The following is a 25,004-nucleotide window of genomic DNA, read 5'->3' on the forward strand; positions in this document are numbered from 1 at the left end:
CACTCGGCACCGGCCGCACCACCCGGGCCGGGCGGCGCGCGCGCGCCGCCCCCCCGGGGGGGGTGGGACCGGCCGGCCCCCCCGCCCCGCCCGGGGGGCGGGCCCGGGGGCGCCCCCCCGGGGGCGGGGGGGGGGGCGGGCCCGCCGGCGGGGCCCCGCCCCCCCGCCCCGCACGTGGCCGCTGCCCGCACGGGGCCGCTGGCCGCCCGGCTGCCCTGTCGCCGACCATGGGCCAAGGCCCACGACCGGAGAAGTCATGCTCGCCAGCTTGCAGCGGTACGCCGACCGGCACCCCCGGCTCGTCGAGGGTGCGTTCCTGGCGTTGGTGTACGTCATCACCGCCAAGCAGTACGACCGCGGCGGCCCCGGCTGGACGGTCGGCACGGTCATCGCCGCCGGCTCCTGCTTCACCCTGCTGTTCCGCCGCACGCACCCGGGCGCGGCCGTGCTGGGCACCGGCTGGGTCGCCGCCGCCTCCGGCGCGCTCGGCTACGAACTCGGCCCCCTGCTGCTGCTCCCGGTCATCGTGGCGCTGTACGAGGTGGCCGTGCGGGTGCCGCAGCGGACCGCGCACCTGTACGGCCTCGGGGTCACCGGGCTGATCGTGTACGCGGCGCTGCGCTCGGAGGATGCCGTACTGCCCTGGACCGACCGGGTCGGGCCGACCGTCTTCTGGCTGCTGCTCCCGGTCATCCAGGGCGCCGCCGTCCAGGCCAGGCGCGCCTATCTGGAGGCGGTCCACACCCGGGCCGAACTCGCCGAGCGCACCCGCGAGGAGGAGGCCAGGCACCGGGTGGGTGAGGAACGCATGCGCATCGCCCGCGAACTGCACGACGTGGTCGCCCACCACATGGCCCTGGCCAACGCGCAGGCGGGCACCGCGGCCCATCTGGTCCGCAGCCGCCCGGAGCAGGCCGAGCAGATACTCGGCGCGCTGTCCCACACCACCGCGTCGGCCCTGCGCGAACTCCAGGCGGCCGTGGGCCTGTTGCGTCAGCCCGACGATCCGGACGACGGGGACGACCCGCCCGAGCCGGCGCCCGGGCTCGGCCGGCTCGCCGAGCTGATCACCGCGTTCGCCGCGGCCGGGCTCCAGGTCAGCGTGGCCGTGGACGGTACGGAGCGCCCGCTCTCGCCCGGCGTGGACCTCACCGCGTACCGGATCGTCCAGGAGGCGCTGACCAATGTCACCAAGCACGCCGCCACGGGAACCGCGCAGGTCAGACTCGGCTATACGCACGAGCTGCTGACGCTCACGGTCAGCGACGGGGGTGGGAGGGGGAGCGGGGACGGTGGCGGTGGCGGTGGTGGCGGCGCTGGTGGTGGCGGGAGCGGTGGGCCGGCGCTGCCCGGTGGCGGCTTCGGGCTGATCAGCATGCGGGAGCGGGCCCGTAGCGCCGGCGGCCGGCTCCGGGCCGGGCGCCGCCCGGAAGGCGGCTTCACCGTCACCGCCGAACTCCCCATCCACCCTTGACCCTTGTCCCACCCTGATCCCACCCGATCCACCCATGGGCCGTGCCCTGCCCGCCCCCGACCCGCCACCCATCGACCCCTGAAGGGCCCCATGACCATCCGCGTACTCCTCGCCGACGACCAGACCCTGCTGCGGGCGACGTTTCGGATGCTGATCGATTCCTGCGCGGACCTGACGGTGGTCGCCGAGGCCGCGGACGGCGCGAGTGCCGTCGCCGGTGCCCGTGCGCACCGTCCCGACGTCGTCCTGATGGACATCCGCATGCCCGGTACGGACGGGCTCGCCGCGACGGCCGAGATCTGCGCGGACCCCGCGCTGCGGGACACCCGCGTCCTGATCCTCACCACCTTCCAGACGGACGAGCACATCGCCCGAGCGCTGCGGGTGGGGGCCAGTGGCTTCCTCGGCAAGGACGTGTCGGCCGATGCGCTCCTCGCCGGCATCCGCACCGTCGCGGCCGGTGACGCACTGCTGTCGGCCGCCGCCACCCGCTCCCTGATCACCCGGTTCCTGGCCACCCCGGCTCCGGACGCCCCACCGGCGCTCGCCACCCAACTGGCCACCCTGACCGCCCGCGAGCGCGAGGTGCTCGGCCTCGTCGCGGACGGCAAGTCGGATGCGGAGATCGCCCGGGAGCTCTTCGTCAGCCCGCTGACCGTACGCACCCACGTCCAGCGCGCCAAGACGAAACTCGCCGCCCGCGACCGCGCCCAACTGGTCGTCTACGCCTACCAGTCGGGGCTGGCGAGACCCCCGCGCTGAGCGGGCCGCGGCGACCGGCCGGTGCCCCCGGGCCCGCGGGTGCGCGGTGATCACGGCCCGCGCACGGCATCGCCCCGCTGCGTGGGCCCGCCGCCGAAGCCGCAGGTCACGCCGTTGCCGTACGCCACCCGAACGCGGCGCGGCCAGGGCCTCACCCGCGGGCCGGTGGGCAGCCGGTGAGACCCCGGGCCCCACCCGCGGGCCGGCCGCCCGGCCCGCCCGATGCGAGCGGCCGTGGCACCGCGCTGGGTGCCGGGGCGCGGCCCGAGCGCACGGGCGGCGGTCCCGCGTCCGCCGGGTGGCGCGGGGCGTGGCAGGCTTGGCGGTATGGCCGTTCAGATCAGCCCCAGCATCCTGTCCTCCGACTTCGCCCGACTGGCGGACGAGGCCGCAGCCGTATCGGGCCCCGATGGCGCCGACTGGCTGCACGTCGATGTGATGGACAACCACTTCGTGCCGAACCTGACGCTCGGCGTGCCGGTCGTCGAGTCGCTCGGCAAGGCGTCGGGCGTGCCGCTCGACTGCCACCTGATGATCGAGGACCCGGACCGCTGGGCCCCGCAGTACGTGGAGGCGGGCGCCGCATCGGTGACCTTCCACGTGGAGGCGGCGCGCGCCCCGGTGCGGCTGGCGCGCGAGATCCGGGCCAAGGGTGCCAGGGCGTCGATGGCGCTCAAGCCGGCGACGCCGATCGAGCCGTACGAGGACCTCCTGCCCGAACTGGACATGTTGCTGGTGATGACGGTCGAACCCGGCTTCGGCGGCCAGGCGTTCCTCGACATCATGCTGCCGAAGATCCGCCGTACCCGGGAGCTCATCGCACGGCACGGCCTCCAGATGTGGCTGCAAGTGGACGGAGGGGTTTCGTCTTCGACCATTGAACGCTGTGCTGAGGCGGGCGCGGACGTCTTCGTGGCCGGTTCCGCCGTCTACGGCGCCGACGACCCGGCCGATGCGGTGCGTCGCCTGCGGGCCCAGGCCCAGCAGGCGACGGCCACCGCCGCATGGTCATGCGGACACTGAGCCACGGCTTGGTGAACGCCAAGGTAAAGGGCGAACCAAGGACCGCCGTTTCTGACAGGATGACGGTTGGTTCTAGAACGTGAACAGTGAGGAGAACGCGGTGTCGACGGGCCGTTCAGCCATGCGGATGGGACCCGCCGAGCTGGTGCAGGCGGCAGCCATGGCGCGCCGCTTCTACCTGGAGGGCAAGTCCAAGATCCAGATCGCCGAGGAGTTCGGCGTCAGCCGCTTCAAGGTCGCCCGGGTGCTGGAGACGGCGCTCGACCGCGATCTGGTGCGGATCGAAATCCGGGTGCCCGCCGAGCTCGACGCCGAACGCTCGGACGCCTTGCGCGCCCGCTACGGGCTGCGCCACGCGGTGGTCGTGGAGTCCGCGCCGGCCCCGCTGACGGAGGGCGCGGACGACGCGTCGGCCCCCGCGGGCGGCGCCCCGACCGACCCGGAGAACCTGGGCGAGGTGGCCGCCGACCTGCTCGGCGAGCTGGTCACCGAGGGCGACGTGCTGGGCCTCGCCTGGGGCCGCTCGACGATCAACATGGCGGCGGCCCTGCACCGGCTGCCCCAGTGCACCGTCGTCCAGCTCACGGGCGTGTACGACGCGGGGACGGCCGAACGCGGCTCGGTCGAGGCGGTCCGCAGGGCCGCCACCGTCGCCGGCGGCGAGGCCCACCCCATCTACGCGCCGATGCTGCTGCCCGACTCGGCGACCGCCGCCGCGCTGCGCCGCCAGCCCGGCATCGCCCGCGCCTTCGACTACTTCGACAAGGTCACCGTCGCCGCGGTCTCCATCGGCTCGTGGGCGCCGGGCATCTCCACCGTCTACGACATGCTGAGCGAGGAGGAGCGCGCCCAGTACGCCTCGCTCGGTGCGGCGGCCGAGATGTCGGCCCACCTGTTCGACGCCGAGGGCCGGCGCATCGGCCGTGACCTGGGCGAACGCTGCATCACGGTGGAGGCCGACCGGCTGCGCCGCATTCCCGAGGTGGTGGCCATCGCGGGCGGGCTGCGCAAGGCGGAGGCGATCGGCGCGGTGCTCCGCTCCGGCCTGGTGACCAGCCTGGTCACGGACGCGGCCGTCGCCGACTACCTCCTCCTGGAGACCGGCCCGGGGCCCCGCCCGGCGCTGGACCGGGCGGACCCGGACGGCACGGGCTGACGGCGGCTCGACCAGCGACCACCAGCGGCTGACCACGGACTGCCGGCGGGCGGTACGAGGGCGGCGCGGCCCCCCCCCCCCCCCCCCCCCCCCCCCCCCCCCCCCGGTGCGCCCCCCCCCCCCCCCGCGGGGGGGGGGCCCCCCCCCCCCCCCCGCCGCCCCCCCCCGGCGGGCGGGGGGCGGCGCGGGGGCGGCCCCCCCCCCCCCCCCCCCCCCCCCCCCCCCCCCCGCAACCGTTTCCGCAGCCCGGCGCCGCCGATGTGGTGGAGCCGCCCGCACACACCGGCCCGGCCGGGTCTCGTTGCGGCGGGACGAGCGGCGACCGACCGGATGCCGCGGTGCCCCCGGGGGGTTGGGTGTACGAGAACCGAACCCAGCGGCGCGGTGGTACGGGGCGGCCGGCCGACGGGCGTCTCAGTGCGGGCCGGCCGGCCAGCGCAGCAGGGCGCCGAGGCCACCGACCGGAGCGGCGCCCGGGTCGTTGACGACGAGGGCGTCGGCCCCGCCCGCCGCGGCCGACCGCAGCAGCGCGTCGTCCGCCCGGGCCGCCGCCGGATGCACCTCGCCGAGGTACTGCAACTCCGTGCTGCGCAGCCCGAGTTGGTCGCCCTTCGGACCCACCCACATCTCGCGCCCGGCGTCCGGCCCGGCAGGCCCGAGGAGCAGCGTGTCGATCTGGTGCTCCCGTGCCGCCTCCACCAGGGCCGGCACGCCGGCGACGGCCTGCCCGCCGCCGTCGTCCTCGCGCCCGGCGTGGTAGCGGTCCAGCACCTCGGCGGCGCGCTCGCCCTCGCGTACCGCGCGCACCTGCGCGATGTCGCGGGCGAGCTGCGGGCTCTGCGGACCGGTCGGCCGCGCCCCGTGCTCGCTCTCCGCCGTGCGCGACCGCAGCGGCTCGGGCAGCAGGTCACGCACCACCTTCCGCTCCCGGGCGTCGCCGACCAGCAGCAGGACGTCGGCGCCGGTGCGCTGCCACATCTGGTGCGTGGCTGCGGCGATCTCCGCCGCGTTCTGCTCCCAGGTGTTCTCCACGGCCGTCTGGAAGTGGCGCTCGGACCAGTCCGCCGACGCGGTCTTGTGCACCGGCCAGTCGGCACCGCTGACCTGCCCCTGCTCCCGCTCGCCGGCGTCGTCGTGCAGCTCGAAGTCGGCTCCGACCCGGTCCACGTACGCCACCAGGCAGGTGGGGGAGTCCCCGACGGCGCGCACCAGGGGGGTGAGCCGGGGCAGCGTGGACCAGGTGGTGGTCAGCGGCGCGGCCGGCGGGCCCGGCAGCGGCACGTCCATCACGACCTCGCCGCCGGCGGCGAACACGGCCCGCCCGGCGCGCTTGCCGGACGCCTTCGGCCGGCCGATCGGGCCGTCCCCGACCGGGCCGGCCAGGGCCGTGTGCACGGCCTCGCAGGTCGCGGCCGGCGCCCCGAGGTCCGCCAGTTCCTGCGCCGCGGCCCGGGCCGTCAACTCCTGCCGCTTGGCCGCGTCCTGCGTCGTGTACGAGGCGTCCACGTACACCGAGGCCCAGGGGCCGTCGTGGGTGAGGATCGGGTTGAGCAGCGACAGACGCATGGTGCCTCCTCGTGGTGGGTTCTCGGGGCCGGCATCGCCCGTCCGGGCCGGGTAACCGCTGGTGGCCAGCGGAAACCTGAACGCAGGCGGCCGATCGCCGGTCATCCGGTCGGTTTTCCCGCGCCGCGGGCGGGTACCGGGGCAGGGCCGCCGGATACGGGCCGGTGCGGGTCGGTGCGGGACGGCGTACGGCCCAGGACAGCAGGCGGCCGACGGGCCTCGGCAGGCCCCCCGCGGCCCGTACGCCGAGGCGGTGCGCCTGGCCGCGCACCGGACCTGACCACGACGCCCTTCGAGGAGGCGCAGCACCATGCCCCGAGGTTCGAGCGACAAGCGCGAGCGGCAGTACGAGAAGATCAAGGAGAGCCAGCAGGAGCGCGGCGCCAGCACCGCGCGGGCCAAGGAGATCGCGGCCCGTACGGTGAACAAGGAGCGCGCCAGGGCCGGCGAGTCCCGGACCGCGAGCCGTACGTCGACGCAGGACATCTCTTCCGGACGCCGCGGCGGCAAGCGTTCGCACAGCGGCGCGGCCGGCCCCACCCGCGACCAGCTCTACGCCGAGGCCCAGCGCAAGGGCGTCGAGGGCCGCTCGTCCATGAACAAGGCGCAACTGGCGAAGGCGGTCGGCCGCTGAAGGTCGTGTGGGGCTGCGGTGGCGTTTGCGGGCGCCGGCTTGGACGCCGATGCCGATGTTGGTGGGACGTCGTCGCCGACGGGAGCCCTGTCCGCGCCGAGACGTGCCTGGGCCCACCCGGCCCCCGCGCCCACCCGCACCCCACCAGCCCCACACCACAGAGCCCGCCCGGGCACCATCGTAGGAAGCCACGAACATCGGGAACGGCAGCTCGGTGGAAGGTACACAGATGGGAACGCGGGTTCGCCACTCGCGGTGTGGATCGGTGATGATGGCGTAGGAGCCGCAGCCCGGAACGCCGTCTCCGCGTCGCCGGACCGGCGCTGACTCCCCACCCGCCCCTCCGCAATAACCGCAGGTGAGAGAGTTAGCATGCGATTCCTGAACGATGTACGGCCGTCCCATGACCTGACGTACGACGATGTCTTCATGGTGCCGAGCCGTTCCGCGGTCGGCTCTCGACAGAGCGTGGACCTCAGCTCGCCGGACGGTACCGGAACCACCATTCCGCTGGTGGTCGCCAACATGACGGCCATCGCCGGCCGGCGGATGGCGGAGACCGTGGCCAGGCGCGGCGGACTCGTGGTGATCCCGCAGGACATCCCGATCGAGGTCGTCACCGACGTCATCGGCTGGGTCAAGACCCGCCACCTGGTCCTGGACACCCCGATCGTGCTGGCGCCGGGCCAGACCGTCGCCGATGCGCTGGCGCTGCTGCCCAAGCGGGCGCACGGCGCGGGCGTCGTGGTCTCCGACGGCCGCCCCGTCGGTGTCGTCACCGAGTCCGACCTGACCGGGGTGGACCGTTTCACGCAGCTCTCCGAGGTCATGTCCAAGGAGCTGCTGGTGCTCGACGCGGACATCGATCCGCGCGTCGCCTTCAACCGGCTCGACGCCGCGCACCGCAAGCTGGCGCCGGCCGTGGACCGGGACGGCAAGCTGGTCGGCATCCTGACCCGCAAGGCCGCGCTGCGCGCGACTCTGTACACGCCCGCGACCGACGCCGCCGGCGGTCTGCGGGTCGCGGCTGCGGTCGGCGTCAACGGCGATGTGGCCGGGCGCGCCAAGTCGCTCCTGGACGCCGGCGTGGACACGCTGGTGGTGGACACCGCGCACGGGCACCAGGAGTCGATGATCAACGCGCTCCAGGCGGTGCGCGCGCTGGACCCGCAGGTGCCCGTCGTGGCGGGCAACGTCGTCGCCGCCGAAGGCGTCCGCGACCTGGTCGCCGCGGGCGCCGACATCATCAAGGTGGGCGTCGGCCCCGGCGCCATGTGCACCACCCGGATGATGACCGGCGTCGGCCGCCCGCAGTTCTCCGCCGTGCTCGAATGCGCCGCCGAGGCCCGCCGGCTCGGCAAGCACGTCTGGGCCGACGGCGGCGTGCGCCACCCGCGCGACGTCGCCATGGCGCTGGCCGCCGGCGCGTCCAACGTCATGATCGGCTCGTGGTTCGCCGGTACGTACGAGTCGCCGGGCGACCTCCAGCAGAGCGCGGACGGCCGGTTCTACAAGGAGAGCTTCGGCATGGCCTCGGCCCGGGCGGTGCGCAACCGCACGAGCGAGGAATCGGCCTACGACCGGGCCCGCAAGGCCCTGTTCGAGGAGGGCATCTCCACCTCGCGGATGTTCCTCGACCCGGCGCGGCCCGGCGTCGAGGACCTGATCGACACGATCATCGCGGGCGTGCGCAGCTCCTGCACGTACGCGGGCGCCGGCTCGCTGGCGGAGTTCCACGAGCGGGCCGTGGTCGGCGTGCAGAGTGCGGCCGGCTACGCGGAGGGCAAGCCGCTGCACGCGAGCTGGTCCTAGCGGCAGACCGCGCGGCCCGGAGGCGAGCACCGGGCCGCGCCGGGCCGCGCGTCCCTCCGAGGCGGTAGGTCGCGCGTCCCTTCGCGACGGCTAGGCCGCGCGCCCCTCCGCGAACAGCATTCGGACGTCGATCGCACCCTGTCGCAGCGCCGCCGCGCGGGTGTACTCGGGCGAGGCGTGCCACTCCCTGACCCGGTCCAGGTCGGGGAACTCCAGCGTGGTCACCACCCGACCGGCCGGCCAGTCGCCCTCGATGACCTCGGGGACGGTGCCCTGGATCAGGTAGCGCCCGCCGTAGCGCGCGATGGACTCCTCGGCGAGCACCCGGTAGCGGGCGGCCACCTCGGGGTCGTGGACCTCGGCGTCGACGAGTACGTATGCAGGCATGGCGAACTCCCTTCAGCGCGGCCGACGGCCGGGCTGATACGGCGGAGAAACATGACACGCCGTATAGTTATGGAACGCCGGAGATTTGGCAACGAGGGCCAGGCCCGGCGACGGACCGAGACAGCGGCGGATCGAGGGGTGGCACGGTGGCCGAGATGGCGGGTTTGGCGATGAGTCGGCGCGAGCGGCTGCGTGCCGAGGCGACGGGGCAGATCCTGGAGATCGCACTGCGGCAGTTGACCACCGAGGGCCCGGGGGCGATCTCCCTGCGCGGCATCGCGCGCGAGATGGGCATGACGCCGCGCGCCATCTACAGCTACTTCGCCACCCGCGACGACCTGGTCACCGCGCTGATCGGGCAGATGAGTTCCGCTCTCGCCGACGCCCTGGAAGCGGCCAGGGACGCGGCCCCCGCCGACCCCGAACAGCGCCTGCTCGCCTGGGGTCAGGCCCTGCGCACCTGGGCGCTGGCCAACCCACAGGGCTTCCACCTGGTCTACGGTGACCCGATCCCCGGCTATCAGCCGCCCGCGGGGTCCGGGCCGCTCGCCGAGGCTGCGCTGCGCATCTGCGGTGGGCTCAACCGCTTGGTGGCCGAGGCGAGCGCGGACCTGCGGCGCCCGGCCACTGGCGACGAGGAGCAGCAGGTAGCCGACTGGTCCGGGTTCCCGCCGGCCTATCGGGAACGGGTGCGCGCCGAAGTCCCCGACCTCACCCCTGCCGTCGCCGCCCGCGCGCTGCGCGTCTGGGGCCGGCTGCACGGGCTGGTGACCCTGGAGATCCACGGCCATCTGGGCCCGGTCTACACCGATCCGGCCGCGCTGTACCGGGCCGAGACGCTGGACCTGGTGCGCGACCTCGGCCCCACGGCGGGCCCGGCCCCGGTCGCGCCCCCGGCGGTGGACGCGGACGCCTGAGCCGCGCGACCGACCGGGCCGACGAGGCGGCCTGAGCCGACCAAGCTGACCTTGCCCACCGCGTCAACCAGGCCCGCTGCGTCAACCAGGCCCGCCGGGCCACCCGGGCCCACGGGCACGGCCGGGCCGTCAGGTCCACCAGGCCAACCAGTCCCGCCGGGCCCGCCGCGCGCCGCCCGGTCCGCCCCGATGGGCAACCCGCCTACGTACGAGGTCTGTTCGCACCCGCGCGACCCGTGTTGTGATGGCGGGATGGACGCCACGCCACGTGAGGGAAGCCAGGGGACCGGGCCGGGGCCCATCACGCCCGACGGATGTGCGGTGGAGATGTACGCGCGGCTGCCCGCCGGCGGCGAGCCGGCGATCGTGGCCGCCCACGCCCCCGCCGGCGCCAGCCTGCTCGAACTCGGGTCGGGCGCGGGCCGCCTGACCAGGCCGCTGCTGGCGCACGGCTTCCAGGTGGTGGCGGTGGACGAGTCCCCGGAGATGCTGGCGTACGTCAAGGAGGCCCGCACGGTCTGCGCGCCGATCGAAGGACTCGACCTCGGTGAGCGCTTCGACGTGGTGCTGCTGGCGTCGTTCCTGGTCAACACGGCGGACGCGGCGCTCTGCGGTGAACTGCTGGCGAGTTGCGCGCGCCATGTCGCGTCGAACGGCTGCGTACTGATCCAGCGCGAGAACGACCAGTGGCACGACGAGTCGAGAGTCCCCAGGGAGTGGGAGCGCGACGGCCAGCGCATCAAGATCGCCGCCGTGGAGCGCCGCGGCACCGACCGGGTCGCGGTGCGCATGGAGTACGGGTTCGAGGGCGCCGAGTGGAGCCACTCCTTCGTCTCGCGGGTGGTCCCCGACGCCCTGTTCGAGGCCGAACTCGCCGCCGCAGGGCTGGCGTTGGACGGCTATCTGACCGATGACCACAGTTGGGTACGGGCCGTACCGGCCCCGTGCGACTGACCGCGACCCGGGCCCCGGGCCGCCCGTACCCGGTGCCCACACCCGCCGTCCGCGCCCACCGGACGTCGTTCCCCGGCCGGCGCTAGCCCCTCGCCCGCGCCCGGCGCAGAGAGCCGAGGCCGACGACCCCGTACGCGAGGACAACACCGCCCGCAGCCACCGCACCCCAGGTCAGCGCCCTGGTCCAGGGCAGCCCGTAGAAGTGGCCGACGCCGTACGCGGCGCAGCCCGCGATCAGTGCGAAGACCAGGGCGGACCAGAGGTAGCGGGCGCGGGTGTCGGTCCTGCTGGGCAACAGGTTCACCAAGAGTTCGGCGAGCAGCATCATGGGCGGACCAGCCTCTCCGTGGATGTGCGGCCAGTGTCCCAGGGGGGCCCGGACGGGGCGGGGCGGCAGGGGGATCGGGCGGCGGCGGGGGCGCCGGGCGGCCCGTGGGGTGGTGCTCGTGTGACGATGGGCTCGATCCGCCGTTCCGCCCACCGGTCGCTGCTGGCCGGGCGCCGTAGAGAAATGAACCATCCGCCGTGCGACTGAACCCGCTGGACGAACGCATCGTGCACGCCCTCGCCGAGGACGCCCGCCGCTCGTACGCCGACATCGGCGCCGAGGTCGGGCTTTCGGCCCCCGCCGTCAAGCGGCGCGTGGACCGGCTGCGGGCCGAGGGGGCGATCACCGGGTTCACGGTGCGGGTGGACCCGGTGGCGCTCGGCTGGCAGACCGAAGGGTTCGTCGAACTGTACTGCCGGCCCAACACCTCGCCCCGGGACATCCACCGGGGCCTCTCGCGCTACCCCGAGGTGGTGTCGGCCTCCACCATCACCGGCGAGGCGGACGCCATCGTGCAGGTCTTCGCCTCCGACATGCGGCACTTCGAAGGGGTCCTGGAACGCATCGCCGGCGAGCCCTTCGTCGAGCGGACCAAGTCCGTCCTGGTGCTCTCGCCGCTGCTGCGCCGGTTCAGTTCGGGCGCGCCGACGTAACCGGTGGTGGGCGCTCGACGCGAAGGCGGGTACGCGGCGGGGCCCGGGAGCGTGGGCACGCGGCGGTCTCGGGAGTGGGCAGGCAGCGAGGCCCAGAGCCGGTACGCGGCAGGCCCGCGAACGCGCAGGGGCGGTCACCGGCCGCGCGATCCGTGCGCGCGACTGGCGACCGCCGGAACCGGACGGTCCGCCGGTGAGCCCCGCCCCGGGGAGGGGGACGGGCAGCGGTTGCCGGGCCCCGTGGCCGGCCGTGCTCCAGGCGGCCGTGTCACGGGCCCGGCGTCGGGTCAGCGTCGCTGGCGCAGAGCGGCCACCAGCGGCGCGGACCGGTCGTCCGGCCGCCCGGCGCGGGGTGTGACGGCCCCGGGCCGGGGGTCTAGCAGGGGACGGAGAGCCGACCCGTACCAGCCCTTGCGGGCAGGTACGGCGGGTGCCGCGACGGCGGGCCGGCTCGGTGCGGCGGGGAAGCCTCGGTGCGGCGGGGGGACTACTGCGGGTCCATTGAGACGACCGTGAAGTCGCCGCGCTCCACCGTCTCGAAGGGCGCCGAGCTCACGCAGGGCGGCAGGTCCTTGGTGACCGTCGGGTCGTTGGTGCCGGCCCAGCTGTAGCCGAGCCGGTCCGGCTTGCCGGGGCCCTTGTCGTGCACGGTGAAGCCGATCCGCAGCCCCTCCAGGTCCTGCACGTCGGTCTTGGTGACGATGCCGGTGGCCACGGCGACCTTGCCGCCCGACGACAGACAGTCGATCCGGCCCTCGGCGAACCCCCGCTTGTTCGCGGAGACGTGCCGGAAGCGGAAGGTGCCCCGGGCGGCGTCGGGCTCGCCGTGCGCGTCGAAGGAGAACCGCACGTCATCGCCGTCGGGCCGGCTCAGCTTCGCCGCCCCGGTCAGGCTCTGCTCGGGCTGTTTCGGGGCCTGCCGCTCGCCGTGCGCCGCGGGCGGCGCGGCGGGCAGGGGCACCGACGCCGACCCGTCGGCCGGGGCGGCCTGGCCGGCCCGGCGGGTACGGTCGCCCGCACCGTCCCCGTCGGACGCGGCAGCGGCACCGGCGGCGCCGGCCGTTAACAGGAGGGCGGCGCCCAGCGCGCCCATCCGTATTCGGGTCGGCGTGGCGGCCGGCATGCGGAGGGAGAAACGGCTCATGGTGGCCCCTTCCAGGCGCCGATCGGGCGGTTCCCGACCGGCTGTGGTGATGAAGATCAGCCTGCCGCCCGACCCGGGTCGGGCACATCGCGCCACGGGTTGACCGCACGTACGCACCTGGTCGCCCCGCCACCTGCCGCGCTCCCACCACAGAGGTAGCCAGCCGCCCCGCACTGTGCCACCAAGGGTTGACGGCACCCCACACCACCTGCGCGAACGCGCGACGCAACGAATCGCCGCACAGCGGCCCGGATGCGCAACGAATCGTCCCCTGACGCACAATGGACGCGCCTTGTCCGACGTCGGCGGCCGGCCGTACCGTCTACAGGGCCGCGCCGAACCCGCCCGCCGCACTGCCGGCGGCCGGTCCGCCGCGCGGCCCCGTCACCGGTGCGGGCCGCCGCCCGCACGTCCTGCCCACCGCCGCGGCCCCCGGGCCCGCCGCACCGCCCGAGGGGTTCCATGACCACGCCGCGTACCGCCCTGCTCCAGAGCTCGGGACGACTCGGGGACGTCGGCCACAACCTGCGCCTCATCGACGAGGCGGCCGAGCGGGCCGCAGCCGCCGGCGCCCGGCTGCTGACCGTCCCCGAACTGTTCCTCACCGGGTACGCGATCGGGGACCGCATCGCCGAACTCGCCGAGCCGGCCGACGGCCCGTCCGCCGCGGCCATCGCCCGCACCGCGACCCGACACGGCGTCGCCGTCTGCTACGGCTACCCGGAGCGCGCCGGCGACCACGTCCACAACTCGGCCCAACTGATCGGCGCCGCCGGCGAGCGGCTGCTCAACTACCGCAAGACGCATCTGTTCGGGGAGTTCGAGCAGCACTGGTTCACACCGGGCGACACCCCCGTGGTGCAGGTCGAGCTGCCGGAGCTGGCCGGCCTCCGGGTCGGGGCCATGATCTGCTACGACGTCGAGTTCCCGGAGAACGTCCGCGCCCACGCTCTGGCCGGCACCGATCTGCTGCTGGTCCCGACGGCGCAGATGCACCCCTTCCAGTTCGTCGCCGAATCCCTCGTCCCGGTCCGGGCGTTCGAGAACCAGCTCTACGTCGCGTACGTCAACCGCACCGGGCCCGAGGGCGAGTTCGAGTTCATCGGGCGCAGTTGCCTGGCCGGTCCCGACGGCATCGCCAGGGCCCGCGCCGGCCACCACCCCGAACTGGTCGTCGCCGACCTGGACCCCGCCTTCCTCACCGCCTCCCGGCAGGCCAACCCGTATCTGGCGGACCGCAGGCCGGCGCTGTACACGACCATCGGCTGACCCGGCCCGTACGGCAAGCCCCGCACGGGAACGTGCCGTACGGAAAGTCCTGTTACGGAACCGGCCGGCCGGCCGAACCACCTCGCGCGCGCCCGCGCGCGAAGACCGACTAGCCCACCCCGCGCGGGTAGCGGCCGGCCCACCCTACGCGCGGAGACCGACCGGCCAACCTCGCGCGGGTAGCGGCCGGCCCCAGCGTGCCCCGCACACCCCTCGCATCCCTCACACCCAGGCACGCGCGGCCCAGCCACGCACTCACCCACCCACCTCGTCCCACCCTGCGCAGCAACCCACCCGCGCGCAGGCAACCCACCCTGCGCAGCCAACCCACCCCTGCGCAGCAACCCACCCCGCGCAGCCCGTCCCCCGGCGCCGGCTGCCCGGGCCCGCCCGCAAGGAGTCGCGTCCCATGACGTCCACGGTGCCCACCGCCGTCCACGACGAGCAGTCGCCGCAGCCGGCCAGTCCGCCGCTGACCATGTTCGGCCCGGACTTCCCGTACGCCTACGACGACTACCTCGCGCACCCGGCCGGGCTCGGCCAGGTCCCGGCCACCGAGCACGGCGCCGAGGTGGCGATCATCGGCGGCGGGCTGTCCGGCATCGTCACCGCGTACGAGCTGATGAAGATGGGGCTGCGGCCGGTGGTCTACGAGGCCGACCAGATCGGCGGCCGGCTGCGCACCGCGCGCTTCGACGGCTGCACCACCGACGACGGGCAGCCGCTCACCGCCGAGATGGGCGCGATGCGCTTCCCGCCCTGTTCCACCGCGCTCCAGCACTACATCGACCTGGTGGGCCTCCAGACCCGGCCCTTCCCCAACCCGCTCGCCCCCGAGACGCCCTCCACCGTCGTGGACCTCAAGGGCCAGGCCCACTACGCGCGCACCCTGGACGACCTGCCCGAGGTCTACCACCAGGTGATGGACGCGTGGAACGCCTGCCTCGAAGAGGGCGCGGACTTCGCCGCCATGCAGCGGGCGATCCGCGAGCGCGACGTGCCGGCCATGCGCGCCATCTGGGCACAGTTGGTGGAGAAGCTGGACAACCAGACGTTCTACGGGTTCCTCTGCGACTCGCCGGCCTTCGCCTCCTTCCGGCACCGGGAGATCTTCGGCCAGGTCGGCTTCGGCACCGGTGGCTGGGACACCGACTTCCCCAACTCCATCCTGGAGATCCTGCGCGTCGTCTACACCGGCGCCGACGACGACCACCGCGGCATCGTCGGCGGCAGCCAGCAACTCCCCGAGCGGCTGTGGGAGCACGCCCCCGACAAGCTGGTGCACTGGGCGCGGGGCACCTCGCTCAGCTCGCTGCACGAGGGCGCGCCGCGGCCGGCGGTCACCCGGCTGAACCGTACGGCGGGCAACCGGATCACGGTCACCGATGCCACCGGCGACGTCCGCACCTACCGGGCCGCGGTCTTCACCGCGCAGAGCTGGCTACTGCTGTCCAAGATCGACTGCGACGACTCGCTCTTCCCCATCGACCACTGGACGGCGATGGAGCGGACCCACTACATGGAGTCCAGCAAGCTCTTCGTCCCCGTGGACCGGCCGTTCTGGCTGGACACCGACGAGGAGACCGGCCGCGACGTGATGAGCATGACGCTCACCGACCGGATGACCCGCGGCACCTACCTGCTCGACAACGGGCCCGACCAGCCGGCCGTCATCTGCCTCTCCTACACCTGGTGCGACGACAGTCTGAAGTGGCTGCCGCTGTCCGCGAACGAGCGGCTTGAGGTCATGCTGAAGTCGCTGCGCGAGATCTATCCCAAGGTGGACATCCGGCGGCACATCATCGGCAACCCGGTGACGGTCTCCTGGGAGAACGAGCCGTACTTCATGGGCGCCTTCAAGGCCAACCTGCCCGGCCACTACCGCTACCAGCGCCGCCTGTTCACCCACTTCATGCAGGACCGACTGCCCGCCGACAAGCGCGGCATCTTCCTGGCCGGCGACGACATCTCCTGGACGGCGGGCTGGGCCGAGGGCGCCGTGCAGACCGCGCTGAACGCCGTCTGGGGCGTCCTCCACCACTTCGCCGGCACCACGGACGCGACCAACCCGGGCCCGGGCGACGTGTACGACGCGATAGAGCCGGTGGCACTGCCGGAGGACTGAGGAGGGGCTCGCGGAGCGGGGTTCGATGGTCATGCGCAGTGCGTATGGGGGCAACCTTGTGTGCCGCTTACGAGCCAAGCCAAGCCGAGCCGAGCCGAGCCCGCCCCGCTCGGGGCTGCCTCTGACCTCCCCGTACGCGCCCTACGCGACCCCCACCAACGGCGTCAGCAGCACCCGGCCGACGAGGCCGATGCTGGCGTCGACGCGTTCCGCGAACTCGCGGGCCAGGTCGGGTTGTTCGCGTAGGCCCCAGAGGGCGCGGAAGGAGCCCCAGGCCGCGTCGCGGGCGCGGTCCAGGCTCCAGGCGCCCACCAGGTGGGTGAGCGGGTCGGCGATGTCGAGCAGGTCGGGGCCCGGCATCAGGTCCTCGCGGATGTGTTCCTCCAGGCCGGTCAGTACGTCGCCGATCCGGTCGAAGTCGGCCTCCAGGGTGCCCGGCGCGCAGCCGAGTGAGACGCAGGTGTCGCGCAGCGCCAGGGCCAGGTCGTTGCCGATGTGCGCGTTGATGCCGGCCAGTGCGAACTGGACCGGGCGCACGCCGGGGTGCCGGCGCAGTTCGAACAGTGGTCTCCAGGCCGCTGGCGGCCGTCTGCCGCCGGCCGCCGCGTCCACCGCGGCGAGGTAGCGGGCGGCGAACCTGGCCGCCAACTCCTCGGCCGCCGGCCCCTGGTGGAAGTAGCCTGCGGCGAGTCGGTCCGCGACCTCCTGGGTGACCGCGAGGTAGACCCCGTTGAACACGGCGACCCCGTCCCGCTCGGGCAGCGTGCGCTCAAGGCCGACCATCCGGTGCAGCGCCTGCGCCACGGTCGGCGGGGCGGTGCGCTGCGGGACGGGGCGGGTCGCTGAGCGGTGTTCGGTCTGCGTCATGCGGTCAGCGTCCCAGCCCGAACGCCTGCCCGGCAGCCCTCGGAGGCCGCTTCCTCATAACGGATGAACCGTGGGCAAGCCGGGTGGCCGGAACGGAACATGGCCGTCCGGCACGGCGGGGGGTGAGGCGGTCGTGGGGGTGGGTGTGGGGTGGGTGCGAAGTGGTGGGTGGCGGCGGGGTTTCCTTCGGGTGTGCCGCCGGCTGTGACCAAGCCTTGACGGCGATCGCCGCCGCGGCTGTTGGCGAAAGTCGTTGGCTGTGACCTGGTTGCCGGGGCGCAGCCCACGCGCTCGTTTGCGGTACGCGTACGGCGCGGGAGGCCAACCGATGGGTAGGGGGAGCGCCGATGCGTAGAGCCGCCAGGCCCTCGGCCAGGCCACCGCGCTACCCGAAATAGTCCGTGGCCGTCCCCGTGCGGACCGTGTCGAGGGTGACACAGTGCAGGCCGCCGCCGAGCAGGCGGGCGTGCCGCAGGGTGTGTCCTGCGACCTGGACGCCGTGGTGTTCGAGCGCCGCGATCAGTTCGTGTTGGGCGGCGTCGACGATCGCCAGGTGGGGATCGACCATCAGGAGGTTCATGCCGATCCAGGGTGAGCTGAGCGGGTGGGCGCCGGTCGGGGACTGGGGTTCGTTCATCGGGGGGCACCAGATCCGGTCCCAGGAGCGCAGTGGCGCCGGCAGGTTGTCCTCGGTGACCCGGGCCGGGTTGGCCAGCAGGAGGCCGGGGCGGATCAGGGACAGGGTGCTGTCGATGTGGGTGTGGGGGTAGAGGTCGCGGACGGGGTGCAGTCGGTAGTCGCCGAGCGCGGCCAGGGTGTGGGTGAGCCAGGTGAAACCCATCTCGTTGCCGCTGCCCGAGACCTGGTAGAAGAGGTCACGGCCGCACCGCAGGACGTTGGCCGCCTCGAAGGCCGGCTCGGTGTTCCGCAGCACCGGCCGGCCCGTGTCGTCCACGCCGTACAGGTCCGCGCGCAGTTCGGGCTTGGGCGCGCCGAGCCAGGCCGATCCGGCGGTCAGATAGCGCTGGAAGAGCGGGCGCAGCGCGCTGGTTTCGAAGTAGCGGGCCCGCATCGGGCTCGGCACCTCGATCAGCGTCGACCCGACCACCAGCGTCAGATCGCGCGGGCAGTACGAGTACAGTCCGCGGCTCCTCCAGTGCGGGGTGGCGAACGCCGCCCCGTGGTCCACGGCGGCCGGCCGGTGCACGGTCACGCCAAGGCCCTCCAGCAACCGCACCAGACACGCCAGATCCTCCTCGGTCTCCTCGACGACGCGGCGGTCGAACGGCCCGGTGGGCACCTGCGCCGCCTCGGGCGCGGTGAGTTCGGGGTGGAGGTTGAGCCAGGACGAGGGGTCGGATACGGGGAGCCGCGCGCCGACGGCGGTGCCGACCACGACCTCCACCAGGGGCGAGAACTCGGCGTGAGAGCTGGCGGCGCGCGGCGGCGCCGTGCGCGGGGTGGCGCCGGCGGGGGTGTTCTCGACCGTGGTCACGACACGGCTCCTTCCGGGGGTGCGAGCGCGGGCGGTGCGCGGCGGGACGAGAGGCGCGCGGGGCGGTGCGCAGTGGTGCGTACGGGCGGTGCGCAGTGGTGCGTACGAGCGGCAGCGGTGCGCGGCGGTACGGGCAGTGCTGCGCGGCGGTACGGGCTCACGCGATCACGTGTCGTGCCCCGCGGCGGCGGTGGGCCCGCGGGGACGCGCAGGTCATCACGCGCAACAGCCACCGGTCGGTGCCGTCGCCCCGGGCCGCGAAGAGCGTGCGGGCGTGCGCGGCGCGCCGGTTGTCCAGCACCAGCAGGTCGCCCGGGATCAGTACGTGGCCGACGGCCGAGCGCTCCAGGGCCGTCCCGAGCCGCCGCAGCGCGGTCGCCGCCTCCTGGTCGGCGGGGTCCAGGGGGCGCAGGTAGACGGCGTCGTAGCGGAGTTCCGGGTCGCTGGGGCTGCCGCTCAGCACGGATACGGCCGCCCCGTCCGGGACCGGGGCCGGGCCGTGGCCCGCCGTGCTTGCCGGGCCTGCCGCACCCGCGGGGCCCGTCAGCGCGGTCGCGTCCGCCGGGCCTGCCGCACCCCCGGGCCCCACCTGCTCCGCAGCACCCACCGGGCCTACCGCACTCGCCCCGCCCACCCCTGCCACGGATTCCACGGACTGCACCGCACCACGCGCGTGCGCGTGCGCGAGGTCGGGTCCTACCGTGAAGCGCGGCTCGCGCAGCGTCCGCTCCGTGCGGGCGTCGAGACGGGCCGCGCCGACGGCCGAGAACAGCGTGCGGGCCGACGGGTCGCCGCGCAGGCACAGCAGGCCCAGGTAGTCGCACCGGTCCGGGCGGAACGCGTCCTCGACGTGCCAGTCCAAGAAGGCCCGGCTGCCGCCGCTGGTCTGGGCCTCCTCCTGGCCGGGGACCGGCACCACGTGCTGGACCAGCCGCCCCTCGTAGAGCGCGGCGAACGCGAACGGCTCCCCGAACAGCGCCATCACGCCGAGCAGGGTCAGCATGCCCTGGCGCGCGGCGCGGCCCAGCGCCGGCGGGGTGAGCGTGGCCGGCGTCGGCTGGAGCCCGGGGGCGGGGGTGAGGCCGCGTACGACCAGGGCCTGGTGGCGGTTGCCGAGGCCACGGTGCCGGTGGGCGGCCCTGAGCAGATGCGCGGGGAGCGCGGCGGCCATCGCTGCGCCGGCCTCGGCCAACGCGGCGGGCGAGTGCCACACGTCGGGGTGCGCGTCGTGCAGGGCGCCCGCGAGCCGGGTGATCCGGGCGTTGTCCTGACCGTCGACGACGGCGAAGGACTCGGGGCCGAGGGTGTGCCGCGGCGGATGGGCGACATCGGCGGAAGCGGCGACCTCGGTCGTCGCGGCGACCTCCGCGGATGCGGCGTGCGGCGCGGCGAACGCCGTGGTCGCGCCCGGCGCGGGAGGAGCGTGCGGCAAACGCGTGTCATGGGCGGGTACGGACACCGTGGCCCCCATCGGATCGGTGGCGCGGTGGACGGGTGGACGCGGTGCCGCCCGGGGTGGCGCCGGCGCCCGTTTCCCCCGCGGCGTGAACTGCCCCCGATGCTCGCCGGCGGCCCCACCCGTCGCAACCGGGACGCGGCGCACGGCCCGGTCCCCGGCCCGGTCCCCGTTCCGGCCCGTGGCCCGGCCTGTGGCCCGCCCCCGGCCCGCGCTCCGGCTCGTTGCCCGGCCCATGGCCCGGCCCGTACGGTACGTGCGTCGTACGCCGAGGCCCCGTGCCCCGCGTCGGCAGCGACCCGCCCCGCCCGGCGCACCGGCCCGCGATCCTCACCCCACCCGGCGCACCGCCCCGCAGCCGCCCGTAACCCCGTGCCGGGCGGTCGGCCGAACGGGCTAACGGCCTTGATCCACAAGGGAGCTGGCGCGTACCGGCCGGTGGTGTGGTCCGACCACCGCCCGCCCCGTGCGGTGCGCGGGCTTATGGCTCGGTTTGCCTCCGATGGGGTGGTCCACTCATCATCACCCGGGCCCTGCGGTGCGCAGAGCCGTCGCACAGTGGAGAGTGATCATGGCGGGCTTCGGATGGAAGCTGCACGGGGACGGCAAGCGACTGCTGCCGGGGGAAGTCGTCAAGCCGGACGAGCGGCTGTCGTGGGGACGTACCGCCGGGCTCGGCGCCCAGCACGTCGTCTCGATGATCGGCGCGTGCTTCGTCGCCCCGGTGCTGATGGGCCTGGACCCGAACCTGGCCCTGATGGCGTCGGGCGTGGCGACCATCCTGTTCCTGCTGCTCACCCGCGGGCGCATCCCCAGCTATTTGGGCTCCTCGCTCTCCTTCGTCGGCGTCGCGGCCGTCATCGCCGGCCAGGGCGGTGACGCGGGGACACTGACCGGCGCGCTGTTCGTGGTCGGCGCGGCGCTCGCGCTCAGCGGCGTGATCATCCAGCTCATCGGCGGCCACGTCATCCACACGGTCCTGCCGCCCGCGGTGACCGGCGCCGTGGTCATGCTGATCGGCTTCAACCTGGCGCCCGTGGCCGCCGGCACGTACTGGCCCCAGGACCAGTGGACGGCGCTCGCCACCATGCTCTTCACGGGGCTGGCCCTGGTCGTGCTGCGCGGCTTCTGGGCGCGCATCGCGATCTTCCTCGGCCTGCTCTTCGGCTACGCGCTGTCCTGGGTGCTGGACCGCACCGCCGGCAAGATCCACTCGGCGGACGGCTCGGGCAAGGTGACCGACCACTGGCGGGTCGACTTCTCCGGGGTCGCGGACGCGGACTGGATCGGCACGCCCACCTTCCACGCCCCGAGCTTCGAGTGGTCCGCGATCCTGGTCGCGCTGCCCGTCCTGGTGGCGCTGATCGCGGAGAACGCGGGGCACGTCAAGGCCGTCGGCGAGATGACCGGTGACCCGCTGGACGACAAGATGGGCACCGCCATCGCCGCCGACGGCACCGCCACGATGCTCTCCACCGCGGTCGGCGGCCCGGCCACCACCACGTACGCGGAGAACATCGGCGTCATGGCCGCCACCCGCATCTACTCCACCGCGGCCTACTGGGCCGCCGCCGGCTTCGCCGTGCTCTTCGGGCTGTGCCCCAAGTTCGGCGCCGTGGTGGCCGCCATCCCCGGCGGCGTGCTCGGCGGCATCACGGTGATCCTGTACGGCATGATCGGCCTGCTCGGCGCGCAGATCTGGGTGCGCAACAAGGTGGACTTCGCCCAGCCGCTGAACCTGGTGCCGGCCGCGGCGGGCGTCATCGTCGGCATCGGCGGCGTCTCGCTGAAGTTCACCGACAACTTCGAACTGAGCGGCATCGCGCTCGGCACCCTGATCGTGCTCACCGGCTACCACGCCCTGCGCTGGCTCTCCAAGGCCGCCGGCACCCACCACCCGGGCCTGCTGGACGGCGGGACGACCGGGTACGACACGGACGACAGCGGTGCGGCGCCCGGTGCGGCGCCGGATGGAGCGCGGCCCGGCCCGCGGCCTGACCAGGGCTGAAAGGCGTGCGCCGGGCGCGCGGCGGAGTGTGGGCGCGCCTACGCATCCCGCCCGCCCCGCGCCGCCCCCGGCGCATCCACCGCCCCCGGCGCCTGCGCCACACCACGTACGGCCCCGCCGCCAGCCCCGTCCGACCCACCGTCGCCGGGCCCGTGCCCCGTCCGGGCCGACATCGGCTGACCCGCCGCGCGCAGGACGCCCGCGCCCGCGACCAGTCCCACGGCCAACAGGGTGACCAGGCCGAACGAGACCGTGAGCGAGGTCAGGTCGGCCACCGAGCCCATCGCGGACGGGGCGATCAGCCCCGAGGTGTAGGTGATCGTCGCGACGCCCGCTATGGCCTGGCTCGGCGCCGGGCCGCTGCGGCCGGCCGCGGCGAACGCCAGCGGTACCACCACCGCGACGCCGAGCCCCAGCAGCGCGAACCCGGCGAGCGCCGTGGCCGGATGGCCGGCCGTGATCACCACTACGCCGCCGAGCGTGGCGCACGCGCCGCTGGCCCGCACCGTACGCACCGCCCCGAAGCGGGTCACCACCGCGTCCCCGGAGAGCCGGGCGATAGCCATCGTGCAGGCGAAGGCCGTGGTGGAGGCGGCGGCGAGACCGGGCGAGGTGCTCAGCTCGTCCCGCAGGTAGACCGCCGACCAGTCCAGGCTGGCGCCCTCGGCGAACACCGCGCAGAACCCGACGGCCCCGATGACCAGGGCGGACTTCGGCGGCAGCGCGAAGTGCGGCGGCGGGTGCTCGTCCGGGGCGCTCCGCAGGTTGAGCACGCCCTGACAGGCCACTGTGCCGAGCACGGTGAGCACCGCGGCGGTCACCGCCAGATGGGCCCGGGCGTCCACCTCGGCATGGGCCGCGACGGTGCCGACCGCCGAACCCAGCAGCGCCCCCACGCTCCACATCCCGTGCAGCCCGGACATGATCGACCGGCCGATCCGGGCCTCGGTCTCCAGACCGAGCGCGTTCATCGCGACGTCCGCCACGCCCGCCGTCGCGCCGTACACGAGCAGCACCGCGCACAGCGTGGCCAACCCCGGGGCGAGCGCCGGCAGTGCCAGGGAAAGCGTCCACAGCGCGAGCAGCCCGCGCAGCGCGGGCCGGGCGCCGAACCGGTGGCTGACCCAGCCCGCCAGCGGCATGGCGACCGCCGCGCCGATGGCCGGGAAGGCGAGGGCCAGCCCCAGTTGGCCGGCGCTGACCGCCGTGTGGTCCTGAATCCAGGGCACCCGGGTGGCGAAGCTGCCGGTCACCGCGCCGTGCACCGCGAAGACCAGAGCCACGGCGATACGCGCCCGCCGCAGCGCACCGGCTGGCAGCCCCTGCCCGTCCGCTTCCGTCCCTACCTGCCGCATCGTCCCCAGCTCTCCCGGCCCGTTGCCGGGCCCGTCTACGAGGTTCCCGGGGAGCGTTCCCCGGAGCGCGGCGAAACTATCAGGAAGCCTGCCTAATAAATAGAGAATTTCTGAGCGCCGTGCAAGGATTCCGGCATGACCCCGACGCGCCTGCACCAGGGAGTGCGGACCGCCTCCCCGAGCACCGCCCGCGCCATCAACGACCGTTTGGCGCTCGGCCTCTTGCAGCGCGAAGGCCCTCTGACGGCAGGTCAGCTCAAGCAGCTCACCGGCCTGTCCCGGCCCACCGTCGCCGACCTCGTCGAGCGGCTCCAGGGCGCCAAGCTGATCACCGTCGTCGGCGAGGCCGGCGCCGAGCGGCGCGGGCCCAACGCCAAGCTGTACGGGATCGTCGCGGACCGCGCCCATCTGGCCGGCATCGACGTGCGCACCGACAGCATCACGGTCTGCGTGGCCGATCTCCTCGGCCGCACCCGGGCCGAGGTGTCGATGCCCATCGACGCCGAGTCGGCGACGGTGCCGGACGGGCGGCGCGGCCGGCGGCCCGACGTGGCGGCGGCCGTGGAGTTGGTGGAGCGCGCGGTGGCCCGGGCCGGCGCCACCCCGCTGCACACCATCGGCCTCGGCGCGCCCGGCCTGCTCGACCCGGTCACCGGCGCGCTGGACGGCGTGGGGTGGCTGCCGCGCTGGCACGCCGCGTTGGTGGCGGCGGTGCGCGAGCGCTTCGGGGCCCAGGTGCTGCTGGAGAACGAGGCCAACCTCGCCGCGGTCGCCGAACAGCGCCTTGGCGCGGCCCGCGACCGGGACACCTTCGTACTGCTGTGGCTCGGCGGGGGTACGGGCGCCGCCGTGGTGCTCGACGGGGCGCTGCGGCGCGGCACTTCGGGCGGCGCGGGGGAGATCGGGTTCCTGCCGGTGCCCGGCACCGGCGCCATGCCGACCGCTGCCGCCTGCGACGGCGGTCTGCACTCCCTGGTGGGCGCCGCCGCGCTGGGCGCGCTCGCCCGCCGGCACGGGCTCGCCGCCGAGACCGACGACGTCCAGAGCGCGGAACGGGTGCTGCGCGCGGCGGTCGCCGCGGTGGCCGGGGACGCCGACGGCCCGGCGGACCGCTTCCTGGACGCGTACGCCGACGGCGTGGCGATCGGCGTCGCCGCGGTCAGTGCGGTGCTCGACCCGGGCTGCGTGGTCATCGGCGGCGAGAGCGGCCACGCGGGCGGCGACGAGTTGGCCCGCCGGGGGGGGGAGCGGGTGGCGCGGATGTCCCCGGTCCGTACCGAGGTGCGGGCCGGCACGGTGGGCGGCGCCGCGGTGTTGCGCGGCGCGGTGCTGATGGCGCGGGACGCGGCGCAGGAGGAGCTGTTCGCGCCGGAGGGGTGAACCGGAGCCGCGCGGTGGGATGGCCGGGGCGGCCGGGGCGAGGGGCCCGGAGGTCGTGGCCGGGGGGCGGGGGCGCGGCTGCCGGAACGGCCGGGGTCGCTGAGAGCCGGACGGAGCACGGCCGGATGGCCAGCTAACCGCTCCGGCAGTCACCCCCCCCCCCCCCCCCCCCCCCCCCCCCCCCCCCCCCCCCCCCCACCACCCCCCCCGCCCCCCCCCCCCCCCCCGCCCGCCCCCCC

At 74.8% G+C, this 25,004-nt stretch carries 22 protein-coding genes; 13 read left to right on the plus strand and 9 right to left on the minus strand.

Features of this window, described 5'->3' with window-relative positions; genetic code table 11:
- The first annotated feature begins 256 nt into the window (after positions 1–256).
- The 4 genes from AAHZ94_RS06350 to AAHZ94_RS06365 all read left to right on the plus strand — a co-directional run bounded on the left by AAHZ94_RS06350 (position 257) and on the right by AAHZ94_RS06365 (position 4,415).
- Entirely contained in the window at positions 257–1,474 is a 1,218-nt protein-coding gene (locus tag AAHZ94_RS06350) for a sensor histidine kinase (RefSeq protein ID WP_349991242.1), read from the plus strand.
- Positions 1,475–1,564: 90 nt separating this feature from the next.
- Positions 1,565–2,236, plus strand: a complete 672-nt coding sequence (locus AAHZ94_RS06355) for a response regulator transcription factor (RefSeq protein WP_349991243.1) — start codon at positions 1,565–1,567, stop codon at positions 2,234–2,236.
- Positions 2,237–2,563: 327 nt separating this feature from the next.
- A complete protein-coding gene (gene rpe / locus AAHZ94_RS06360) occupies positions 2,564–3,259 on the plus strand; it encodes a ribulose-phosphate 3-epimerase (protein WP_349991245.1) in 696 nt (231 codons plus the stop codon).
- Between the two features lie 127 nt (positions 3,260–3,386).
- Positions 3,387–4,415 carry a sugar-binding transcriptional regulator gene (locus AAHZ94_RS06365; RefSeq protein ID WP_349991273.1) on the plus strand — a complete coding sequence of 343 codons (1,029 nt, stop codon included), beginning with the start codon at positions 3,387–3,389 and terminating at the stop codon, positions 4,413–4,415.
- Here AAHZ94_RS06365 and AAHZ94_RS06370 read toward each other — a convergent pair.
- Positions 4,343–4,696, minus strand: a complete 354-nt coding sequence (locus AAHZ94_RS06370) for a hypothetical protein (RefSeq protein WP_349991247.1) — start codon at positions 4,694–4,696, stop codon at positions 4,343–4,345. The genes AAHZ94_RS06365 and AAHZ94_RS06370 overlap by 73 nt on opposite strands.
- Positions 4,697–4,829: 133 nt before the next feature.
- A complete protein-coding gene (locus tag AAHZ94_RS06375; RefSeq protein WP_349991248.1) occupies positions 4,830–5,981 on the minus strand; it encodes a baeRF2 domain-containing protein in 1,152 nt (383 codons plus the stop codon).
- A gap of 310 nt (positions 5,982–6,291) precedes the next feature.
- On the opposite strand from AAHZ94_RS06375, the gene AAHZ94_RS06380 reads away from it, so the two are divergent.
- Together AAHZ94_RS06380 and AAHZ94_RS06385 are read left to right on the plus strand one after the other, a co-directional pair.
- Complete coding sequence (locus AAHZ94_RS06380; protein ID WP_349991250.1) at positions 6,292–6,615, plus strand: plasmid stabilization protein; 324 nt, start codon at positions 6,292–6,294, stop codon at positions 6,613–6,615.
- Between the two features lie 372 nt (positions 6,616–6,987).
- Positions 6,988–8,427, plus strand: coding sequence for a GuaB1 family IMP dehydrogenase-related protein (locus tag AAHZ94_RS06385; RefSeq protein WP_349991251.1), 1,440 nt, complete (start codon positions 6,988–6,990; stop codon positions 8,425–8,427).
- A gap of 90 nt (positions 8,428–8,517) precedes the next feature.
- Here AAHZ94_RS06385 and AAHZ94_RS06390 read toward each other — a convergent pair whose 3' ends face one another.
- Positions 8,518–8,814, minus strand: a complete 297-nt coding sequence (locus AAHZ94_RS06390) for a DUF1330 domain-containing protein (RefSeq protein WP_349991253.1) — start codon at positions 8,812–8,814, stop codon at positions 8,518–8,520.
- A gap of 155 nt (positions 8,815–8,969) precedes the next feature.
- Here AAHZ94_RS06390 and AAHZ94_RS06395 point away from each other — a divergent pair, with 155 nt between their 5' ends.
- Positions 8,970–9,731: a TetR/AcrR family transcriptional regulator gene (locus AAHZ94_RS06395; RefSeq protein WP_349991255.1), complete on the plus strand. Its 762-nt coding sequence runs from the start codon at positions 8,970–8,972 to the stop codon at positions 9,729–9,731.
- 252 nt (positions 9,732–9,983) lie between these two features.
- On the plus strand, positions 9,984–10,685 hold the full coding sequence (locus tag AAHZ94_RS06400; protein ID WP_349991257.1) for a class I SAM-dependent methyltransferase: 702 nt from the start codon (positions 9,984–9,986) through the stop codon (positions 10,683–10,685).
- Between the two features lie 82 nt (positions 10,686–10,767).
- On the opposite strand, the gene AAHZ94_RS06405 is transcribed toward AAHZ94_RS06400, so the two are convergent.
- Positions 10,768–11,013, minus strand: coding sequence for a hypothetical protein (locus AAHZ94_RS06405; protein ID WP_349991259.1), 246 nt, complete (start codon positions 11,011–11,013; stop codon positions 10,768–10,770).
- A 197-nt stretch (positions 11,014–11,210) separates the two neighbouring features.
- Here AAHZ94_RS06405 and AAHZ94_RS06410 point away from each other — a divergent pair, with 197 nt between their 5' ends.
- Entirely contained in the window at positions 11,211–11,666 is a 456-nt protein-coding gene (locus tag AAHZ94_RS06410) for an Lrp/AsnC family transcriptional regulator (RefSeq protein ID WP_349991261.1), read from the plus strand.
- A 487-nt stretch (positions 11,667–12,153) separates the two neighbouring features.
- Here AAHZ94_RS06410 and AAHZ94_RS06415 read toward each other — a convergent pair whose 3' ends face one another.
- Entirely contained in the window at positions 12,154–12,810 is a 657-nt protein-coding gene (locus tag AAHZ94_RS06415) for a Repetin (protein ID WP_349991263.1), read from the minus strand.
- A gap of 462 nt (positions 12,811–13,272) precedes the next feature.
- On the opposite strand from AAHZ94_RS06415, the gene AAHZ94_RS06420 reads away from it, so the two are divergent.
- A complete protein-coding gene (locus AAHZ94_RS06420; protein ID WP_349991264.1) occupies positions 13,273–14,079 on the plus strand; it encodes a carbon-nitrogen hydrolase family protein in 807 nt (268 codons plus the stop codon).
- Positions 14,080–14,488: 409 nt separating this feature from the next.
- The gene (locus AAHZ94_RS06425) at positions 14,489–16,204 is read left to right on the plus strand and encodes a flavin monoamine oxidase family protein (RefSeq protein ID WP_349991266.1); all 1,716 of its coding nucleotides are present in this window, start codon (positions 14,489–14,491) and stop codon (positions 16,202–16,204) included.
- A 141-nt stretch (positions 16,205–16,345) separates the two neighbouring features.
- On the opposite strand, the gene AAHZ94_RS06430 is transcribed toward AAHZ94_RS06425, so the two are convergent.
- The 3 genes from AAHZ94_RS06430 to AAHZ94_RS06440 all read right to left on the minus strand — a co-directional run bounded on the left by AAHZ94_RS06430 (position 16,346) and on the right by AAHZ94_RS06440 (position 19,998).
- Positions 16,346–17,071 carry a DUF5995 family protein gene (locus tag AAHZ94_RS06430; protein WP_349991267.1) on the minus strand — a complete coding sequence of 242 codons (726 nt, stop codon included), beginning with the start codon at positions 17,069–17,071 and terminating at the stop codon, positions 16,346–16,348.
- A gap of 385 nt (positions 17,072–17,456) precedes the next feature.
- A complete protein-coding gene (locus tag AAHZ94_RS06435; protein WP_349991268.1) occupies positions 17,457–18,566 on the minus strand; it encodes an inosamine-phosphate amidinotransferase 1 in 1,110 nt (369 codons plus the stop codon).
- A gap of 157 nt (positions 18,567–18,723) precedes the next feature.
- Positions 18,724–19,998: a TauD/TfdA family dioxygenase gene (locus tag AAHZ94_RS06440; RefSeq protein ID WP_349991269.1), complete on the minus strand. Its 1,275-nt coding sequence runs from the start codon at positions 19,996–19,998 to the stop codon at positions 18,724–18,726.
- A gap of 595 nt (positions 19,999–20,593) precedes the next feature.
- Between AAHZ94_RS06440 and AAHZ94_RS06445 the strand changes: the two genes are divergently transcribed.
- Positions 20,594–22,030, plus strand: coding sequence for a uracil-xanthine permease family protein (locus tag AAHZ94_RS06445; RefSeq protein WP_349991270.1), 1,437 nt, complete (start codon positions 20,594–20,596; stop codon positions 22,028–22,030).
- Between the two features lie 38 nt (positions 22,031–22,068).
- Here AAHZ94_RS06445 and AAHZ94_RS06450 read toward each other — a convergent pair whose 3' ends face one another.
- The gene (locus AAHZ94_RS06450; RefSeq protein WP_349991271.1) at positions 22,069–23,385 is read right to left on the minus strand and encodes an MFS transporter; all 1,317 of its coding nucleotides are present in this window, start codon (positions 23,383–23,385) and stop codon (positions 22,069–22,071) included.
- 135 nt (positions 23,386–23,520) lie between these two features.
- On the opposite strand from AAHZ94_RS06450, the gene AAHZ94_RS06455 reads away from it, so the two are divergent.
- On the plus strand, positions 23,521–24,765 hold the full coding sequence (locus tag AAHZ94_RS06455; RefSeq protein ID WP_349991272.1) for an ROK family transcriptional regulator: 1,245 nt from the start codon (positions 23,521–23,523) through the stop codon (positions 24,763–24,765).
- Positions 24,766–25,004: the final 239 nt, after the last annotated feature.

This window comes from Streptomyces sp. HSW2009 (assembly GCF_040240285.1).
Lineage (GTDB): Bacteria > Actinomycetota > Actinomycetes > Streptomycetales > Streptomycetaceae > Streptomyces.

Bases quoted from the DNA above. Each gene is read 5' to 3' on its own strand.
- AAHZ94_RS06350 (WP_349991242.1), top strand. From the start codon at position 257: ATGCTCGCCAGCTTGCAGCGGTACGCCGACCGGCACCCCCGGCTCGTC.
- AAHZ94_RS06355 (WP_349991243.1), top strand. From the start codon at position 1,565: ATGACCATCCGCGTACTCCTCGCCGACGACCAGACCCTGCTGCGGGCG.
- rpe (WP_349991245.1), top strand. From the start codon at position 2,564: ATGGCCGTTCAGATCAGCCCCAGCATCCTGTCCTCCGACTTCGCCCGA.
- AAHZ94_RS06365 (WP_349991273.1), top strand. From the start codon at position 3,387: ATGGGACCCGCCGAGCTGGTGCAGGCGGCAGCCATGGCGCGCCGCTTC.
- AAHZ94_RS06375 (WP_349991248.1), bottom strand. From the start codon at position 5,981: ATGCGTCTGTCGCTGCTCAACCCGATCCTCACCCACGACGGCCCCTGG.
- AAHZ94_RS06380 (WP_349991250.1), top strand. From the start codon at position 6,292: ATGCCCCGAGGTTCGAGCGACAAGCGCGAGCGGCAGTACGAGAAGATC.
- AAHZ94_RS06385 (WP_349991251.1), top strand. From the start codon at position 6,988: ATGCGATTCCTGAACGATGTACGGCCGTCCCATGACCTGACGTACGAC.
- AAHZ94_RS06390 (WP_349991253.1), bottom strand. From the start codon at position 8,814: ATGCCTGCATACGTACTCGTCGACGCCGAGGTCCACGACCCCGAGGTG.
- AAHZ94_RS06395 (WP_349991255.1), top strand. From the start codon at position 8,970: ATGGCGGGTTTGGCGATGAGTCGGCGCGAGCGGCTGCGTGCCGAGGCG.
- AAHZ94_RS06400 (WP_349991257.1), top strand. From the start codon at position 9,984: ATGGACGCCACGCCACGTGAGGGAAGCCAGGGGACCGGGCCGGGGCCC.
- AAHZ94_RS06405 (WP_349991259.1), bottom strand. From the start codon at position 11,013: ATGATGCTGCTCGCCGAACTCTTGGTGAACCTGTTGCCCAGCAGGACC.
- AAHZ94_RS06415 (WP_349991263.1), bottom strand. From the start codon at position 12,810: ATGAGCCGTTTCTCCCTCCGCATGCCGGCCGCCACGCCGACCCGAATA.
- AAHZ94_RS06420 (WP_349991264.1), top strand. From the start codon at position 13,273: ATGACCACGCCGCGTACCGCCCTGCTCCAGAGCTCGGGACGACTCGGG.
- AAHZ94_RS06425 (WP_349991266.1), top strand. From the start codon at position 14,489: ATGACGTCCACGGTGCCCACCGCCGTCCACGACGAGCAGTCGCCGCAG.
- AAHZ94_RS06430 (WP_349991267.1), bottom strand. From the start codon at position 17,071: ATGACGCAGACCGAACACCGCTCAGCGACCCGCCCCGTCCCGCAGCGC.
- AAHZ94_RS06445 (WP_349991270.1), top strand. From the start codon at position 20,594: ATGGCGGGCTTCGGATGGAAGCTGCACGGGGACGGCAAGCGACTGCTG.
- AAHZ94_RS06450 (WP_349991271.1), bottom strand. From the start codon at position 23,385: ATGCGGCAGGTAGGGACGGAAGCGGACGGGCAGGGGCTGCCAGCCGGT.
- AAHZ94_RS06455 (WP_349991272.1), top strand. From the start codon at position 23,521: ATGACCCCGACGCGCCTGCACCAGGGAGTGCGGACCGCCTCCCCGAGC.